Raw genomic sequence first — 17,574 nt, forward strand, 5'->3', positions numbered from 1 at the left:
TGGCCCGGGATCCGTGACAGGGAGGGACGGACGGTGGCACGGTGCCGCCGCCACAGAGGAGTGACGATGCCCACCGAACTCTCCCTCAGCCGCCAGGTGGTCCTCCGCGTCAGCGTGCTCCTGGCCGGCGTCGTGCTGGCCGGCTGCGGCCCGCTGTACGCCCAACCCGGAGCCGGTACGGACTCGGGCGCCACGCTGTCGATCACCGAGCCGGGCGACGACGCCACCGTGACCCAGCCGTTCACGCTCAAGGTGACGTCGAGCGAGGAGCTCGGCCCGACCGATTCGGGCAAGCACCACGTCCACCTGTCCTTCGACGGCAACGCGGACGACTACACCGTCGAGCCCGACGGCGAGATGATCATCGATCAGCTGACGCCCGGCCGGCACACGATCAAGGTCACCCTGCAGCACGCCGACCACTCCCCGGCCGGGGCCGAGGACGAGATCGCCGTCACCGTGACCGGCGGCGCCGCTCCGCCGACGGAACAGGATCAGGGTTCCGACGGTTATGGCTACTGATCACCGGTCCCGCCGGGTCCCGGTCGCGACGGTCGAACGCAACCGACGCGGCACCCGCTGGCTGCATGCCGGGATCTACGTCAGCACCCTGTTCCTGCTGGCGACCGGCGGCTGGCTGTGGCTCGGCCGGGAGGGCGATCCGACCGTACTGGCCATGATCACCGGCGTGTCCGACATCGATCTGCACAAGATCGTCGGGCTGCTGCTGGCGGGGCTCGGCCTGGTCGGTGCCGGCTACTGGCTTCGCCGGATCGGCGGCTTCCTCCGTGAGACGTTCCGCTGGGACCGGGGTGATCTCCGCTGGCTGGCGCGCTGGCCGGCCGCGGTGATCACCGGGCGCTTCCGCCGCCACGAAGGGGACTTCGACCCCGGCCAGCGGCTGGCCAACCTGGTCCTCGTCGGCGGACTGGTGATCTTGGTGCTGAGCGGGCTCGGGTTGATCATGGTGCACGGCGGGCCGCTGTTCGTCGTCCTGCACTGGCTGCACCTGCTGGTCACGTTCCCGGTCACGGCCATGATCATCGGGCATGTGCTGATCGCGTCCGGCGTGCTGCCGGGCTACCGCGGTGCCTGGCGGTCGATGCACCTGGGCGGGCGGCTGCCGCGTACGGTCGCGCGCCGGCTGTGGCCGGCCTGGCTGGACCGGCACGACCGGAGGCTGAGAAGCGTCAGCCGGCCGGATGCAGGGCGATGAACTTCGCCCCGCGGTCCCGCGCGGCATCGAACTGATCACGCCGCGGCAGTCCGGCCTCGTCGAGCTCGATCTGCTGGAACCGGCGCAGCACCGGGTTGGGCGGCAGCAGGGCGACGGCGATCTGCCAGGCCCGGTCCGGGTCCTCGGCGATCTCCGGCGTGGTCGTGATCCGGCGGCCGTGATGCTGCACCTCGACCGGGGCGCCGCCGCGCAGGTTCCGAACCCAGGTGCCTTCGGAGACGAGCAGGATCTGACCCTCGTGATCGGTGTAGGCCAGCGGCACGGCGTACCGGGCGCCGCTCTTCCGGCCGGTCACGTACAGCAGTGTGAGCCGGCCGCTCATCAGTCCGTGCAGCGGAGAGTTGAGGATGCCGCGCATCATCCGGTTGACCGCGCGCTGCCGGCCGGCGCTGTTGTCCCGGAGCGGGGCCGCGGGCTGGGCGGAACGGGTTTGGGGCACGACTGCCTCCTCGAATCGGATTCAATCATTTGATTGAATCCAGCCTAGGGAACGGGCTGACTAGGATCAAGCAGTTGATTGAACCGACGGGTGAGAGGTGCGTCATGCCGAGGATCGACCGTCGCGGTCAGATCGCCGCGGCCGTGTTCGCCGGCATCGCCGAGCACGGCCTGGAAGGGCTCCGGACCAGGGACGTCGCGGCGCGGGCCGGCGTCAACATCGCGACCGTGCACTACTACTTCGCCACCAAGGAGGACCTGATCACGGCCGCGTACCAGCTGCTGCAGCAGCGGTTCGGGGCCTCCCTGCCGGAGTCCGGCAGTCCCGCCGAGCGCCTGGCCGGCCACCTCACCGGCGTCCTCGAACTGCTGATCGGCGACGCCGAACTGCGCCGGGTGCTGGCCGAGCTCGCCCTGCGGGCCGATCGGGATCCGCGGTTGGCCGGCGACGTCGCCGCCGCGGAGGGTGCCTGGTTGGCCAGCCTCCGGGACCTGGTCGCCGACGGGGCGGAGCGGGGCTGCTGGGCGATCGAGGTCGATCCGGACGCGTTCGCAGTCACCTGCGTCGCCCTGCTCAAGGGCGCCTGCATGCCGACCCTGCTGACCACCCGGGCCGACGAACTGCGCCGCGCGGTCGATCAGCTGCTCGGCTGGCTCACCGGGACGGCCGTGGCGCGAGAGACTTGACCCATGACGTCCACCGGGTCCGAGCTCGCGGTGCCCGAGGGGGCCGCGCGGGGTGGCGGCTGGCGCCTCGAGGTGTACGGCGCGGTCGGGCTCCAGCTGTCGGTGCTGCTCGCGGTGCAGCAGTGGGTGGGGCTGACCGTCGCCGGGTGGGTCGCGGCGATCGGCTTCCTGTTCGCGCTCAGCCTGGCCGTCGCGGCGGGGCCGTGGCGTCCGGTCCCGGCCCGCTCGGCGGACCCGTCGATCGGCCCGGCGAACCTGATCACGCTGGCCCGGTCGCTGCTCGTCGGCGCGGTGATCGCGCTCGTCGTCAGCGGCTTCTCCGGCGGGTGGCAGGAAGGCCAGCGGGCGTTGGCGGTCGGGCTCTCGGTGGTCGCGGTGATCTTGGACGGCGTGGACGGCCGGGTGGCCCGGCGGACCCGGACCAGTTCGGCCTTCGGAGCCCGCTTCGACATCGAGATCGACTCCGTGCTGGCCCTCGCACTGGCGATCGGCCTGGCTCGTGAACTGACCCCACTCGCCCTGGTGCTCGGCCTGGCCCGCTACCTCTACCTGACCGGCGCCCGGATCTGGCCCTGGCTGAACCTGCCGCTGCCGACCCGGCTGTCCCGCAAGATCATCGGCCTGCTCGGCACACTGACCTTGATCATCGCGACCGCGGGCTTCGGACCACCCTGGGTCGGCGTCGCCGTCGTCGCGGTCGGGACCGCCGCCGTGGTGTTCTCGTTCGGTCGGGACATCGTCGCCCAGTTCCGGCTGAGCCAGGGCGCCGACGTAATGTGACGCCCATGCCGGCATCGTCACCGACCACCGCAGACCTGACGCTCACCCCGGGCACCGGACCGATCGCGCCGCCGAGTTCCAAGCCCGGCGCCGGTCTCTTCGCCCCGACCGCCACCGGGTTCGTGACCAGCACCGACGGCCGGGCCCGGGCGCTCGTCGCCGAACCGGACCGCGTGATCGCGACCGGCGACCGGCTCCGCTACGCGATCTTCAGCCCGTACGATCCGGACGCCGGCACGGTCGAGGACGGCTGTGCGGCGACCGCGGTCGGCCTCGAATTGATCATGGACGACGGTACGGTGATCGGCGGTGAGCAGCTGGCCGACGACCACGGCGTGCCGATCGACCCGCTGGCGCAGTACGCGGCCCGCACCTCGCTGCCGGACCAGTGGAACCACAAGAGTGTCGATCTGACCGCCCTGTCCGGCCGCCGAGTCACCGGAATCGCCTTGCTGGTGGACGTTTCCGGGCTGCCGACGCCTGGCGTACGGACGGTCCGGGGCTGGTTCGAACTGATCGGGATCGGGCCCGCCGAGCCGGCGCCCGAGGGCCGGCGGCCGACTGACTTCGTCCGGACCACCCGCGGCACCCATGCCAGCCACGGCTACTCCCGCGGCAACAACGCGCCGCTGACCGCGGTACCGCACGGCTTCCACTTCGTCACCCCGATCACCGACGCCCGGACGTTCCGCTGGATCTACTCCTGGCACCAGCACAACAACGCCGACAACCGGCCGGTGCTGCAGGGCCTCGCCCTCTCCCACATCCCCAGCCCCTGGATCGGCGACCGGACCACGTTCCAGGTCTGCCCGTGGGGGAGCGCCGAGCCGCCCCGGCTCGACCCGGCGGCCCGCGGCCTGGAGTTCGATCATGCCGACGAGACCGACCGTGCGCACTACTACGGTGTGACGACCCGGTCCGGGATCCGGGCCGAGGCGGCGCCGACCGACCACGCCGTGATCATGCGGTTCACCTTCCCCGGACCGGACGCGGCGCTGATCTTCGACCAGTCCGATGATCACGGCGGGCTGCGGCTGACCGTCGACCAGCAGAGCGGCCGGGGGATCGTCACCGGCTACGCCGACGGCGGATCGCAGCGGGCCGGGGCGACGCCGCGGATGTTCGTCTACGGCGAGCTGGACTCGCCCGTTGTCGATCATGGTCCGCTGGACCAGCCGGAGCACGCCGGCGTCGGCGGCTATCTCAAGGTCAAACCCGGACCCGATGGCACCGTGGTGCTGCGACTGGCCAGCTCGTTCATCGGGGTGGACCAGGCCAGGCAGAATCTCGCCGCTGAGCTCGGCCCGACCGAGACGGTGGAGTCGGTGGCTGAGCGGGCCGAGCTGGCCTGGAACGCGCTGCTCGGCAAGATCACGGTCGGTGGTGCCACCGAGGACCAGTTGATCACCGTCTACTCGAACCTGTACCGGCTGTTCCTCTACCCCAACACCATGAGTGAGAACGTCGGCACCGTGGACGCGCCGCGGCTCGCGTACGCGAGCCCGTTCCGGGTCGAAAGGCCGGACACCGAGGAGCACACCGGCCGTGCCGTCGTGGACGGGGAATGTTCGGCGAACAACGGGTTCTGGGACACCTACCGGACCTGCTGGACGGCGCTCGGGCTGTTCGAGCCGGAGCGCACCGGCCGCCTACTGGACGGCTTCGTGCAGCACTACCGCGACGGCGGTTGGACCGCCCGCTGGTCCGCCCCCGGCTACGCCGACTGCATGGTCGGCACCAGCTCCGACATCGTGCTGGCGGATGCGTACGTCAACGGGCTGCCCGGCTTCGACGTCGCCGACGGCTACGATTCCGCGCTGCGCAACGCGACCGTGCCGGCCGACGAGCCGGTGGTCGGGCGGTACGGGCTGGAGAAGTCGATCTTCGCCGGCTACACCTCGACCGCGATCGAGGAAGGCCTGTCCTGGACGCTCGAGGGCGCGATCAACGACTACGGCCTCGCGGTCTGGTCGGCCGCGCTGGCCGGGAGTGCCGCCGCGGACGACCCGCGCCGGGAGGAATACCGGGCGAACGCGCGCTACTTCGCCTCCCGCGCGGCCTGGTACGTGAACCTGTTCGACGAACGGGCCGGCTTCTTCGTCGGCCGTGATGATCATGGTGCGTTCCGGGTCGGGCCGGACGACTACGACCCGCGCCAGTGGGGCGGCGACTACACCGAGACCAACGGCTGGGGGATGGCGTTCACGGTGCCGCAGGACGGTGCCGGGCTGGCGGCGCTGCACGGCGGCCGAGATCAACTCCGGGCCAGGCTGGACGCCTTCTTCGACACCGACGAGACCGGCGCCGAGGACGTCAAGGGCGACTACGGCCACGTGATCCACGAGATGACCGAGGCCCGCAACATCCGGCTCGGCATGCTCGGCCTGTCCAACCAGCCGGCCCACCACATCCCGTACTTCTATCTGCACGCGGGGGCGCCGGAGCGGACCCAGCAGCTGGTCCGGGAGTGCGTCCGGCGGCTGTTCCTCGGTTCCGAGATCGGCCAGGGCTACCCGGGCGACGAGGACAACGGCGAGCTGTCCGCCTGGTACCTCTTCTCCGCCTTCGGCCTCTACCCGCTGTCGCTGGCCAGCGGTGAACTGGTGCTGACCGCGCCGACCTTCGCCGAGGTGCGGATCGCCCTGGACCATGATCGGGAGCTGGTGATCATCGCCCATGATCAACATCCCGACCACCACTACATCCAGTCGGTGCTGATCGACGGCGAACCGTGGACCTCGGTCGCGGTGCCGTACCGGAAGGTGGCCGACGGGGCCACCATCGAGGTCTTCCTCGGCCCGGAGCCGTCCGACTGGGGTGCCGGCAGCGCCCCGGCCTCGCTGACGCCGGCCGGTGAATGCCCGCGCCCGCTGGCCGACCTGACCCGCCCGGACGGCCGGTACAGCGCCAGCTTCGGCGACGGCCGTGCCGCGGTCGACGACACCTCCGCCACCGCCCTGGTGCTGCCGGGCGGCGGCTGGATCGCCTACGAGTTCGACGAGCCGCGGGCCTTCGAGCTCTACACGATCACCGCCTCACCGGGCGGCCTGACCTCCTGGGTGCTGGAGGGCTCCGACGACGGCACCGACTGGAAGCCGATCGACGAGCGCACCGCGGAGGAGTTCCGCTGGCGCCGCCAGACCCGCCCCTTCCTGCCGGCTCACCCGGCCGCGTACCGCCAGGTCCGGCTCCGGGTCGCCGAGGCCCACGGCGCCGCCGACCTCCACCAATGGGAACTCCTCGCCTGACTCCCTCCAAGAAAAGCCGCCGACCGGTCACCAAAGCAGCGCATTCGACGGAGTGTCGCTGCTGTTGTGCCCGGTCGGCAGACTCGGGTCGGGCGAAGTCAGCGCGCAGCCTGATCAGGGCGCGGACCGAGCCGAGCCGCCCGGGGACCGTGATCCGCCTCAGACCCTGGCTGTACTGCGGGGGCTTCGTCGATGAGTCGCCCAGGTTCCAACTGAACGGCTCCGGCGCCCTGACCACCAGTCCCACCGCAGATCCCGCGGTCCGTGCGAGCCGCTCTCGATCCAGCCGACATCGACTCGACGCTTGTGACGGCGATCCGACGCGAGAAGGTGCCCTTCCAGTCGGTTGTGGCCGAACCCCCGAACCACGAGCGACCCTTACGACGCACTGCTCCGGATCGCGGCCGGCGGCGTCGCCCTCGATCTCGAGACGCTCCGACCGGAACGTTCGGCGGCCTGACCGAGCGCGAACACGAGGTGCTCGTCCTGCGCGACGACGGCACCACCGCCGCGCCGGGATCGTCGACCTCGGCGCGGGTGACCGAATTCCAGCGGACTTCGGCCCGACTGGCCCCCTACGGGTCCGAAGGGGTCAAGTCCGCTGGCCCTCGGTCACTCGACCAGCTTGCCGGCGGTCGAGACGTCCTTGATCAACCTCCCGATCTCCTCCGGTACGGCCGCAATCGGCTCCCGGACGACGCCGGTTGCGGGTGACCAGACCAGGTTGACCTGGAGGGCAGGGTCGAGGTCGGGGAAGTCGGAGCGGTTGTGGCAGCCGCGGGTCTCCCGGCGCTCCAGGGCCGACTCGAGGGTCGCCCGGGCGGCGAGGATCGACGCCTTCAGGTCGAACGCGTGGGCCAGGTCGCCGTACCCGGCGAGGTCGGGATGGACGCCGATCTTGGTCGCGCGCTCCTCGATCTCGGCCAGTTCGGCCAGTCCCGTGGTCAGGCCGTCCTCGTCGCGGACCACGCCGGCATGCTCGGTCATCGTCGTACGCAGCGCCCGCTGCAGGGCCCGGACGTTCTCCGGGCCGTCGGCGCCGAGCAGTCCGTCGAGCTCGGCCCGGGCGTCGGCGACCGCGCCGGGGGAGCGGCGCTGCACGGAACGGCGGGCGGCGAACTCGGCCGCGGCGCGGCCGGTGAGCCGGCCGTAGACCAGGAGTTCGATCAAGGAGTTGCCGCCGAGCCGATTGGCGCCGTGCAGGCCACTGGCCGCCTCGCCGATCGCGTACAGGCCGGCCACGTCGGTGCCATGATCATCGGGCCGGGTCCGGACGCCGCCCATCGAGTAGTGCGCGGTCGGCGCGACCTCGATCGGCTGTTGCGTGATGTCGAGCAACTGCAGGTCGAGCAGGGTCTGGTAGACCCGAGGTAGCCGGTTCATGATCGTTTCCCGCGGCAGGTGCGAGACGTCCAGCCAGACGCCGCCGTTCTCGGTGCCGCGGCCCGCCTTGATCTCCGTGTACGCGGCGAGGGCGACCCGGTCCCGCGTCGACAGCTCCATCCGCTCCGGGTCGTAGCGCTCCATGAACCGTTCCCCGACGGCGTTGCGCAGGATGCCGCCCTCGCCGCGGGCCGCCTCCGAGACCAGCGTCCCGGCCGCGCTCTCCGGCTCGAGGATCCCGGACGGGTGGAACTGGACCAGCTCGGCGTCGCGCAGCCGGCCGCCGGCCTCGACCGCCAGCCGGAACGCGTCACCGGTGTTCTCGTCCCGTCGCGACGACGTCCGCCGCCAGATCCTGGTGTGCCCGCCCGCGGCCAGGATCACCGCGTCGGCGTGGATCAGGGCCGGACTGCCGTCGGCCAGGTCGAAGCCGTACGCGCCGAAGACGGTGTTGTCGTCGACCAGGATCCGGGTCACGTACAGCCTGTCCAGGATCGGGATCTCCAGCTGCTCGGCACGGGCGAGCAGGCTGCGCTGGATCTCCAGTCCGGTGTAGTCGCCGGCGAACGCGGTGCGCCGGAACGTGTGCGCGCCGAAGAACCGCTGCGAGATCCGGCCGTCGGTCTCCCGGGCGAACGCCATCCCGTAGCGCTCAAGATCACGGATGCCCTGCTCGGCGCCGCGGGTGACGATCTCGACGGTCCGCGGATCGGCCAGGAAGTAGCTCTCCTTGATTGTGTCCGCCGCGTGCTGCTGCCAGGAGTCCTGCGGATCCATGGTGCCGAGCGGTGCGTTGATGCCACCCGCGGCGAGCGAGGTGTGCGCGTCCAGCCGAGGCCGCTTGCCGAGCACGATCACGTCCACCCGCTGTTCGGCGAGCTCGATCGCGGCGCGGAGCCCCGAGCCACCGCTGCCGATCACCAGGACCGTGGTCGCGATCCGCCGTTCCGCGCTGTTGTTCATCAGATTCCCTTCGGATGATGGCCGAGCGCAAGCTTCGGCCGAGGTGACTCGATCGCCGGCGGTGGCGGGAAATGATCTTCGATGTAGCCGCCGCTGGGCAGCCGGACGATCACGCCGGTGGGCCGGCCGTGTTCGGCCAGTTCGGCGTCCTGGCGTTGCAGCCAGCGGCACAGACTCCAGGTCATGCCGAAGCCGAGCACCGGGCCGGTGATCAACATCACCTGGAGCACGGTGAGGATCTGGTTCAGCCCGAGGCCGAACTCTCCTGCCATGATGTCGGCGCTGGCCGCGGCCCAGAGGACTCCGTAGAAGATCATTCCGGCGACTCCGATGCCGGTCCGGACCGGTACGTCGCGCGGCCGGTCGAGCAGGTCATGATCAAGCCGGTCACGCGTGAACCGTTCCTCGAGGAAGGGATACAGCGCGACGATCAGCATGAACGTGCTGATCACGGCGAGCGGCGCGATCACCGCCAGGGTCCAGGTGCTGCCGAGCCAGGTGATCTCCCAACCGGGCGGCACCAGCCGCAGCGCACCGTCCAGGAACCCGGTGTACCAGTCCGGCTGGCTGCCGGCCGAGGCGTCGCTGGTGGAGGCGGGGCCGTACAGCCAGATCGGGCTGATCGTCATCGTGCCCGCCATCACCATGATCACGCCGACCGACAGCGCGAACAGGCCGCCGGCCCGGACCGCCGCTGTCGGCAGCAGCGCCACCTCGCCGACCGGCTTGCCGCGCCGGCGCAACGGGCGTTCCTTGATCGCCGACCGCAGCCACAGCGCGATCAGGCCGACCAGCAGGGCACCGGTCACCCAGACGTGGACCGGGAACAGGAACTCCAGCACCCGGCCCGGGAAGGCGTCGCCGAAGACCAGCCCGGAGGCCAGCGTGCCGATCACCGGGATGCCGAGCATGATGCCCTCGAAGATCCGCAATCCGGTGCCGGACAAGGAATCGTCCGGCAGCGCGTACCCGCTCCAGCCGCCGAGCAGCGCGGTGAGGAACAGCCCGAACAGCAGCAGCCAGCGGAACCGGTGCGGCTTCCGGAACGCTCCGGTGAAGAACGTCACCAGCAGCTGCAGCATGATCGCGGCCGGCAGCAGCAGCGCGGCCCAGTGGTGGGCCTGCCGCACCAGCAGGCCGCCGGGCAGGTCGACCGAGATCCGCAGCGTCGACGCGTACGCCTTGGACACCTCGGCGCCGTTCAGCGGGCCGTAGCTCCCGTGGTACACGGTCGAGTCGCTGGACGGCTCGTAGAAGACCATCAGGATCACGCCGGTCACCAGCAGCACCACGACGCAGGCGAAGGCGAGGATGCCGAACAGGTTCGACCAGTGCGGGACGAAGGTGCGCTGCCGCAACGGCAGCGGCCGCTCAGCTGGCATGATCGACTTCCTTTCGCTCGGTCGGAATGGGCTTCGGTACGACGATCGACTCGGCCGCCTCGGTGAACGCCTGGCGCGGATGCTGCACCGCGAGCAGCGAAACCGTGTCCCGGCCGAAGAAGAACGCGGCCAGCCAGACCAGCAGGACCCGGATCTTGCGTTCCCAGGTCGGCACCGCGAGCACGTGGTAGCCGCGGTGCATCAGCCAGGCGAGCAGGCCCTTGATCACCAGACCGCGCCACTGGAAGATCCCGCGACCGAGGCCGAGCGTGGCGACGACGCCCAGGCTGTGGTGCTTGTACGGCTTCGGGCTGCGGCCGCGCAGGTCGGCGACCAGGTTGGCCGCCAGCAACCGGCCCTGCCGGACCGCGTGCTGCGCATTGGGTACGGTCAGCGCCCCCGGCACCGCCAGGTCCGGGACGGCCGCGTTGTCACCGGCCGCCCAGGCGTCCTCGACGATCTCCTCGTCGGGTTCGCCCTGGCGCAGCACCACCCGGAGGTCGGCCCGTACCGGCAGCATCCCGCGGTTGTCGATCGGCAGGTCGGTGTGCGACGCGACGACCGGGTTCGCGGCGTTGCCGGCGGTCCAGATCAGCAGCTCGGAATCGTATTCCGTACCGTCGGACAAGGTGACGTGGCCGCCGGTGGCGGACACCAGCCGGCTGTTCAGGTGGACCGTGGCGCCGCGGCGCTCCAGGTCCCGGACGACCCAGGCACCGGGCTCGTCGGTCACCTCGGGCAGGATCCGCGGCGTCGCCTCGACCAGGTGGAAGGCCAGGTCGTCGAAGCTCAGCTCCGGGTAGCGCTTCAGCAGCGCGGTGGCCAGCGACAGCAACTCGCCGGTCGCCTCGACGCCGGTGAACCCGCCGCCGACCACGGTCACCGTGAGCAACGAGCGGCGGCGCGGGCCGGCCGGCAGGTTGGACGCGCGCTCGAAGGCGGTCAGCAGCCGGTCCCGGATCGCGACGGCCTCCTCGACGTGCTTCAGGCCGATCGCGTTCTCGGCGATGCCGGGAATGGCGAACGTCCGGGTGACGGCGCCGGCCGTGATCACGATCGTGTCGTAGCCGAGCTCGCGGTCCGGACCCTCCAGCGGGCGTACCCGGACCGTCCGGTCGGCGTGGTGGATCGCGGTGACCGTACCGGCGATGATCTTGGTCCGGTGCAGGTGGCCGCGCAGCGCGACGGCGACGTGCCGGGCCTCGACGGAACCGGCCGTGACCTCGGGCAGGAACGGCTGGTACGTCATGTAGGGGCGGGGATCGACGAGGGTGACCTCGGCCTCACCGCGGCGGAGCCTCTTCTCGAGTCCCCAGGCCGTGTAGAAGCCGGCGTAACCGCCGCCGATGATCAGGATCCTTCGCATCTCTGCCTCCGTTGGGTCTCACCCTTAAGACCGTGCAGGTGGCTCCGTTGTGACAGGACGTGACCAAGCGGACACCACGTGACGGAGAGCACGTGACCCCCGATGACATCCGTCATGGATGTCCGGGCGAGGGTCCACGGCGAGGCGCTGCCCGTTGACCGGCCGCGACAGGTCTCCTAGCGTCCGTGTAAACGATTTCGAGCGACCAAAGGGGGCCGCCGTGACGGGTGTGACACGACGCGGATTCGTAGCCGGTACGTCAGCGGCGGTGGCCGCGGGCTGGTTGAGCGGGGCGGCCGGGACCGCCTGGGCCGAGACCGGGACACCACCCGACGAGGACGGTTCCCAGCTTTGGCTGCGCTACCCGCTGGTGTCCGACCGGGGCCTGCTCGATGCGTACCGGCGGGACCTCCGCTACGTGGTGGCGCCCGATGGCGACGGCCCGCTCGGCTCCGCGGCCGCAGAGCTGTCCCGGGCGCTCACCACGCTGCTCGGCCGGGACGTGCCGATCCGGCGCCGGGTCGACGGCGCCGGCCCACTCGTGCTCCGCACCGCCGCATCGGGTTCCGGTCCGGAGAGCTACACCCTCCGCCGCGGCCGGGTCGACGGGACCGCTGCCGTGATCATCACCGGCGGTGGCGAACGCGGCGTGCTCTACGGGGCGTTCCATCTGCTCCGACTGGTCCAGACGCAGACGGCGCTCGACAAGCTCGACCTGGCCGAGCGGCCACGGAACCCGCTCCGGCTGGCCAACCACTGGGACAACCTGGACGGCAGCGTCGAGCGCGGCTACGCGGGCCGGTCGGTGTTCGGGTTCGCGGACCTGCCGGAGCTGACCGAACGGCACTCCACCTACGCCCGCGCCCTGGCCTCGGTCGGGTTGAACGGGACCGTGATCAACAACGTCAACGCGAACGCCCAGTTCATCGCGCCGGAGATGTTGATCAAGCTGCAACCGCTGGCCGCGCTGCTCCGCAGCTGGGGCGTCTCGCTCTACCTCTCGCTCAACTTCGCCAGTCCGATGATCTTGGGCGGCCTGTCCACGGCCGACCCGTTCGACGCCGGCGTGAAGGACTGGTGGCGGACCAAGATCACCGAGATCTACCAGGCGATCCCCGATCTCGGCGGCTTCCTGGTCAAGGCCGACTCGGAGGGCCAACCGGGCCCGATCTCGTACGGCCGTACGCATGCCGACGGCGCGAACCTGATCGCGGAGGCCGTCGCACCGCACGGCGGGATCGTCATGTGGCGGGCGTTCGTCCACGACTTCAACGCGCTGGAGTGGTCCAACAAGGCGTACGAGACGTTCAAGCCGCTGGACGGCAAGTTCGCCGACAACGCCGTGGTCCAGATCAAGAACGGCCCGATCGATTTCCAGGTCCGGGAGCCCGCCCACCCGCTGTTCGGCGCCCTGCCGAACACCAACGCGATGATGGAGCTCCAGGTCACCCAGGAGTACACCGGGCAGTCCACCCACCTGTGCTATCTGGTGCCGCAGTGGCAGGAGGTGTACGGGTTCGACACCCATGCCGAGGGCGCCGGGACCACCGTCGCCAAGATCATCTCCGGCCAGGCCCACGGCCGTGAGCTCGGCGGCGTCGCCGGCGTGATGAACCTCGGCGACTATACCGACTGGACCCGGCACCAGCTTGCCGCCGCGAACACGCACGGCTACGGCCGGCTGGCCTGGAACCCAGGACTGAAGGCGCGCGACATCGCCACCGAGTGGACCCGGCAGACGTTCGGCAACGATCGACGCGCGGTCGCGGTGATCACCGACCTGCTGCTCGGCTCCTGGCAGACCTATCTCGACTACACGAACCCGCTCGGGGTCAGCTTCCTGATCAAGGGCGACCACTTCACGCCGAGCCCGCAGACCAACACCGCCTGGCACCAGGCCGACGCGGAGGGCACCGGCTTCGACCGGACGGTCGCCACCGGCAACGGCTTCACCGGCTTCTACCACCGGCCCGTCGCGGACCGGTTCGAGAGCCTCGCCGACTGCCCGGACGAGCTGCTGCTTTTCCTGCACCACGTCCCGTACGGGCACCGGCTGACCTCCGGCAAGACCGTGATCCAGCACGTCTACGACAGTCACTTCGACGGCGCGGCCGCGGCCGGCCGGATGCGGGACCGGTGGCGCGAGCTGCGTGGCCGGATCGATCAGCAACGGTGGGCGGACACCGCGGAACGCTTCGACCGGCACCGGGAGCAGGCGACGCTGTGGCGCGACACGATCGCCGGCTACTACTTCGCCGCGTCCCGGGTGCTCGACGAACGGCGTTCCTGGGTTCAGGTGACGCCGACCGGCAACGCCGCGATCTGCCTGATCGGCGGCCGGGAGAACCAGGTCCGGCTGGCCCTGGCCAACGCCTCGGCGAACGAGGCCGAGCTGGTCGCCGGGCTGCCCGAGCGGGACGGCTGGACCAGCGGCACGGCCAGTCTGGTGCTGCCCTCGAAGGGCGACGGGACCGTCGACGTCCCGGTGACCCCGTCGCTGCCGCCGCAGGTGCTGACCCTCCGGCCCACCCTGCGCTCAGGTGACCTGCCCGCGCTGATCGCCGAGCAGCCGGTGATCACCGCGCCGGCCGGCGATCGCTGCCTGCTCGCGGTCGACGCCGGCTCGGCGACCTCGCCGGTGCTGGACGGGTACCGCCGACTGTCACCGTCGGACGTCTGGGCCGACGGCGCGCCGTACGGCTGGGTCGGTGGCGCGCCCCAATCGCGGGACCGCAACATCGCCGATCCGCTGCTGCGCGACTTCGTCAACGACACCAGGGCCCGGACGCTGCGGCTCACCGTGCCGGCCGGTGATCATGAACTGCACCTGCTCACCGGCGACGTGCACGACTCGTTCCCGACCACGGTCAAGCTGGACGGCACGGTGGTCGCGGTCAGCGAGTTCCTGCTCGGCGGCTCCTTCGCCTGGCTGACCGTTGCGGTGACCGGAGGTCGTACGATCGACCTCGAGTTCTCCGGCGTGCCCGGTCAGCACTGGCACCTGAACGGGCTCGCCATCCTGAGCTGAGGCCGGCTCACGGTGCTCGAGTTAGCGGTCGCCGGGCAGCGCCGCTGCGGCGACCTCGGCCGCCACAGCCCTCGCCTCGTCGAGCCGCCGGCCGTCGGCCACCGCCTGCAGCACCCGGGTGAGGGCACTGAACCGGGCGGGCCAGGCGATCGCCTGCAGATCCAGCACCGTCTGCGCACCGAAGCCCAGCTGGCCGATCTGCCATGACATCAGGGTCCGCAGCGACGTGAAGCGGCCTGCCTCCCACAGCCGATAGGCGGTGCCGGAGGCGGTCCCCATCACCCGCGCATCCCTTGCAGCGGCACGATGCAGCAGCCCGAGGTAGGTCGAGAGGCGTCGCCGCTCGTCGTCCGGCTCCGGCAACCCCCGGCCCGCGGCTTCCTCGGCCGACGGTGCGGGTGTCAGCTCGACCACCGAACGGCCCGCCTCGCCGGGGAGGACCGCGCTCACGATCGCGGGCCGGATCTGGTCGGTGGTCAGCGTGTAGAACCCGTCGGCGTTGACCGTGTCGGAGCGCCGCAGCGGCCGGGTGGCCATCGCGACCCGGCCCACCGTGAGGTCGGCGGTGAAGGCGAGCCAGCCCGCCGCGAAGGCCTTCTCGGCGATGAAGGCGCTGGCGGTGATCGTCGACACCGCGCCGGGCGTGAGCCAGATGTCGTTGGCCAGGACCGGGACCGGCTCCGACGGGAGGTCGGTCAGCGGACGATCGAGCCGCTGCGCGGTCTGCGCCGCCGGCGGGATCCCGTCGGCAATCTCGCGGAGCCGGCGGATCAGGGCATCGAACCGCTCCCGCCCCGGTCGGGCCATCAGCTCGATCCGCGTCGAGAGCGGCATCGCCAGTCGGCGCAGCAGATCCTCGGCGACGGCGCCGTAGGGCAGATCCTCCAGCGCCGTCGGCGCCGGCAACTCGGCGCGTCGCCAACCGGTGACGAAGGTGGGGTCGCGGTCGGACGCCCGCCGCACCAGCTGCCGTAGCTCCGCCCGGTCGACCACACCATCGAGGTCGTCGGCCGGCGGCGCCGGAACCCATTCCACCTGGGCTTCGAACCCGCCGTCGGCGCGGCGGGCGACGCCACTCAGCTGCACCAGGCCGATCGCCTCGTACCTGATCTCCCGGGCCTCCGGATCCGAGTCGCGCGACCGGACGAGCAGGCCGAACGCCCCGTCGGCGGCCCGCCCCGCCCAGACCGCATGCCGGTGCCGGGAGACCTCGGGCCAGGCGGCCGGGCTCGGCCTGGTCCGGGTCCGGTCCCCGACGGCCAGGTTGACGTCTTCGTTGAGATGCACCGGAGCCGTGAGCAACGGGACGCCGGGGAAGTCCTCCGGGCCGGGCCGGAGTGCCTCGGCGAGGCGCTCCCGGCCGGCGAGGGCCGGCCGCCACTCGTCGGCTGCCCGACCGTACGCGAAGCGCAGCGCGACTCGCCCGGTCATCCGGTGCAGCATCACGATCGCTGCGTCCCACGCTTCGCCCTGGACGCCTCGGATCCGGTCGTGCAGTTCCCGGTACAGGTCGTCATCGGGCGGCGCGGTGGGCACCGGCGGACCCGACTCGGCGTACCGGTGGGCCACCATCGCGACCGAGTCCGCCGACGGCTCGACCGCCAGGACGTACGTGTCCCAGTCCGGCTCGCCCAGCTCCGGCAGGGCCAGGAGGTCCCGGGCGATCGCCGCCCTGAACTCGGCCAGGAGCGAGGCCCGTGCCTCGGCTCCCACCGCTTCGTGGAACAGCTCGCGGAAGGTCGCCTCGTCGACGCCGGGGTCGACCATGAGCCAGCCCGGCTTGTTGTTCGCCGGGTACGTCGTCCCGAGCTCTCGGTCGACCAGCTCCGGGACGCGCTGCTCGTCGAACAGGAGGACGACCCGGCCGTCCCTGACGAAGCCACGCATCACGCCTTCGACGGTCACGCTGCCGTTGGCGGCGAGGTCGGATCCAGAACTCAGTTCGTTCCACACCAGCCGCTCGTACAGCGGTACGTGATCCACGTGCTCATCATCGCAGGGCGACGCCGGCGGGTCGGGTGCTTCAGGCGAGTTCGCTCAGGTGGACCACCCGGCGTTCCCGGAGGCTGCGCCAGACGGCCTCGGTGAAGGTCAGATAGCCCAGCCCGTCGGCGAAGGTGGTGCGCCGCACCGGCTCGGTGCCGCGGATGGCGCCGATGAACTCCTCCTCGACCCGCCAGCCGATCCGCTCGGTGTCCGGGATGTCGATCCTGGTCGGCTCGGCCTCGCCGCGGCGGGCGCCGCGGAGTCCGTCCGCGGTGAGCCGGAGGGTGCCGTCGGTGCCGTACAGCCAGACGCCGTTGGCCGGCGCGTGACCGGTGACCTGGGAGACCGCGATCCGCAGCTGGGCGCCGGAGGGCAGGGCGCCGATCACGTCGAGATGGTCCGGTACGTCGACGAACTCGCTCGCGCCGTCCCCGCCGGGCCGCCTGGTGATCATGGTCCGGCCGGCGGCCATCACCCAGGCCGCGTCGCCCAGCCAGCGCTGCAGCGCCTCGTACCAGATGCCGAGCGACATCACGTTCACGCCGGAGATCGCCGTGGTCTGTCGCCAGGTCCGGGGCGTCGTCGGGTCGGTGAAGCCGGACCGGTCGGTGATCTCTACCGCGACCAGGTCGCCGAGGTAGCCCTCGCCGAGCAACCGGGAGATCGTCGCGTCGTACGCCAGCGTGAACGGCGACGGGACGACCTGGGTGATCAACCGGGGCCGGCGCTCGGCGGCGGCGATCATCAGCTTCGCCTCGGCCACGTTGCGGGCCAGCCGGGCCTCGCACAGCACGTGCTTCCCGGCTTCCAGGGCGGCGATCGTGACCTGCGCGTGCAGGTTGGGCCAGGTGCCGATCACGATCGCGTCGAGCTCCGGGTCGGCGATCAGTTCGGTCCAGTGCGCGGCGACCCGCGGGATGCCGAACTCGCCGGCGACCGCCTCGCCGGAGGCCACCGAGCGGTTGCTCACCGCGACCACCTCGACGCCCTCGATCGCCTGCAGCTTGGGCAGGTGGTGCAGCTTGGTGTTGCCACCGGCACCGACCACGCCGACGCGGATCACCGAATCGATCATG

General features: G+C 71.3%; 12 protein-coding genes. 6 read left to right on the forward strand and 6 right to left on the reverse strand.

Features of this window, described 5'->3' with window-relative positions:
- The first annotated feature begins 66 nt into the window (after nucleotides 1-66).
- Together AC6CCG_RS02950 and AC6CCG_RS02955 are read left to right on the forward strand one after the other, a co-directional pair.
- Nucleotides 67-522 (forward strand): hypothetical protein, encoded by a 456-nt coding sequence (locus AC6CCG_RS02950; RefSeq protein ID WP_496652954.1) that lies wholly within the window; start codon nucleotides 67-69, stop codon nucleotides 520-522.
- Nucleotides 512-1,216, forward strand: coding sequence for a cytochrome b/b6 domain-containing protein (locus AC6CCG_RS02955; protein WP_496652955.1), 705 nt, complete (start codon nucleotides 512-514; stop codon nucleotides 1,214-1,216). Before AC6CCG_RS02950 ends, AC6CCG_RS02955 begins: the two co-directional genes overlap by 11 nt.
- On the opposite strand, the gene AC6CCG_RS02960 is transcribed toward AC6CCG_RS02955, so the two are convergent.
- Nucleotides 1,191-1,676 (reverse strand): nitroreductase/quinone reductase family protein, encoded by a 486-nt coding sequence (locus AC6CCG_RS02960; RefSeq protein ID WP_496652956.1) that lies wholly within the window; start codon nucleotides 1,674-1,676, stop codon nucleotides 1,191-1,193. The genes AC6CCG_RS02955 and AC6CCG_RS02960 overlap by 26 nt on opposite strands.
- Nucleotides 1,677-1,780: 104 nt before the next feature.
- Between AC6CCG_RS02960 and AC6CCG_RS02965 the strand changes: the two genes are divergently transcribed.
- From AC6CCG_RS02965 to AC6CCG_RS02975, 3 genes are read left to right on the forward strand one after another with little or no spacing between them, the layout of a single operon-like run.
- Complete coding sequence (locus tag AC6CCG_RS02965; RefSeq protein ID WP_496652957.1) at nucleotides 1,781-2,362, forward strand: TetR/AcrR family transcriptional regulator; 582 nt, start codon at nucleotides 1,781-1,783, stop codon at nucleotides 2,360-2,362.
- A 3-nt stretch (nucleotides 2,363-2,365) separates the two neighbouring features.
- Nucleotides 2,366-3,142, forward strand: a complete 777-nt coding sequence (locus tag AC6CCG_RS02970; protein ID WP_496652958.1) for a CDP-alcohol phosphatidyltransferase family protein — start codon at nucleotides 2,366-2,368, stop codon at nucleotides 3,140-3,142.
- Nucleotides 3,143-3,147: 5 nt separating this feature from the next.
- Nucleotides 3,148-6,390, forward strand: coding sequence for a GH92 family glycosyl hydrolase (locus AC6CCG_RS02975; protein ID WP_496652959.1), 3,243 nt, complete (start codon nucleotides 3,148-3,150; stop codon nucleotides 6,388-6,390).
- 612 nt (nucleotides 6,391-7,002) lie between these two features.
- Here AC6CCG_RS02975 and AC6CCG_RS02980 read toward each other — a convergent pair.
- Genes AC6CCG_RS02980 through AC6CCG_RS02990 form a run of 3 tightly spaced genes read right to left on the reverse strand, consistent with a single transcriptional unit; the run spans nucleotide 7,003 to nucleotide 11,484 of the window.
- Nucleotides 7,003-8,736 (reverse strand): L-aspartate oxidase, encoded by a 1,734-nt coding sequence (locus AC6CCG_RS02980; RefSeq protein ID WP_496652960.1) that lies wholly within the window; start codon nucleotides 8,734-8,736, stop codon nucleotides 7,003-7,005.
- A complete protein-coding gene (locus AC6CCG_RS02985; RefSeq protein ID WP_496652961.1) occupies nucleotides 8,736-10,118 on the reverse strand; it encodes a cytochrome b in 1,383 nt (460 codons plus the stop codon). The genes AC6CCG_RS02980 and AC6CCG_RS02985 overlap by 1 nt, the downstream gene beginning before the upstream one ends.
- Nucleotides 10,108-11,484, reverse strand: coding sequence for an NAD(P)/FAD-dependent oxidoreductase (locus AC6CCG_RS02990; protein WP_496652962.1), 1,377 nt, complete (start codon nucleotides 11,482-11,484; stop codon nucleotides 10,108-10,110). Before AC6CCG_RS02990 ends, AC6CCG_RS02985 begins: the two co-directional genes overlap by 11 nt.
- A gap of 268 nt (nucleotides 11,485-11,752) precedes the next feature.
- On the opposite strand from AC6CCG_RS02990, the gene AC6CCG_RS02995 reads away from it, so the two are divergent.
- The gene (locus tag AC6CCG_RS02995) at nucleotides 11,753-14,512 is read left to right on the forward strand and encodes an alpha-glucuronidase family glycosyl hydrolase (RefSeq protein ID WP_496652963.1); all 2,760 of its coding nucleotides are present in this window, start codon (nucleotides 11,753-11,755) and stop codon (nucleotides 14,510-14,512) included.
- A 21-nt stretch (nucleotides 14,513-14,533) separates the two neighbouring features.
- On the opposite strand, the gene AC6CCG_RS03000 is transcribed toward AC6CCG_RS02995, so the two are convergent.
- Both AC6CCG_RS03000 and AC6CCG_RS03005 read right to left on the reverse strand, forming a co-directional pair.
- Nucleotides 14,534-16,495 carry a hypothetical protein gene (locus AC6CCG_RS03000; protein ID WP_496652964.1) on the reverse strand — a complete coding sequence of 654 codons (1,962 nt, stop codon included), beginning with the start codon at nucleotides 16,493-16,495 and terminating at the stop codon, nucleotides 14,534-14,536.
- Between the two features lie 40 nt (nucleotides 16,496-16,535).
- On the reverse strand, nucleotides 16,536-17,573 hold the full coding sequence (locus AC6CCG_RS03005; RefSeq protein WP_496652965.1) for a Gfo/Idh/MocA family protein: 1,038 nt from the start codon (nucleotides 17,571-17,573) through the stop codon (nucleotides 16,536-16,538).
- Between the last annotated feature and the right edge of the window lies 1 nt (nucleotide 17,574).

It is taken from the genome of Microlunatus sp. YIM B11417 (genome assembly GCF_059617205.1).

Bases quoted from the DNA above. Each gene is read 5' to 3' on its own strand.
- AC6CCG_RS02950 (WP_496652954.1), top strand. From the start codon at position 67: ATGCCCACCGAACTCTCCCTCAGCCGCCAGGTGGTCCTCCGCGTCAGC.
- AC6CCG_RS02955 (WP_496652955.1), top strand. From the start codon at position 512: ATGGCTACTGATCACCGGTCCCGCCGGGTCCCGGTCGCGACGGTCGAA.
- AC6CCG_RS02965 (WP_496652957.1), top strand. From the start codon at position 1,781: ATGCCGAGGATCGACCGTCGCGGTCAGATCGCCGCGGCCGTGTTCGCC.
- AC6CCG_RS02970 (WP_496652958.1), top strand. From the start codon at position 2,366: ATGACGTCCACCGGGTCCGAGCTCGCGGTGCCCGAGGGGGCCGCGCGG.
- AC6CCG_RS02975 (WP_496652959.1), top strand. From the start codon at position 3,148: ATGCCGGCATCGTCACCGACCACCGCAGACCTGACGCTCACCCCGGGC.
- AC6CCG_RS02980 (WP_496652960.1), bottom strand. From the start codon at position 8,736: ATGAACAACAGCGCGGAACGGCGGATCGCGACCACGGTCCTGGTGATC.
- AC6CCG_RS02985 (WP_496652961.1), bottom strand. From the start codon at position 10,118: ATGCCAGCTGAGCGGCCGCTGCCGTTGCGGCAGCGCACCTTCGTCCCG.
- AC6CCG_RS02990 (WP_496652962.1), bottom strand. From the start codon at position 11,484: ATGCGAAGGATCCTGATCATCGGCGGCGGTTACGCCGGCTTCTACACG.
- AC6CCG_RS03005 (WP_496652965.1), bottom strand. From the start codon at position 17,573: ATGATCGATTCGGTGATCCGCGTCGGCGTGGTCGGTGCCGGTGGCAAC.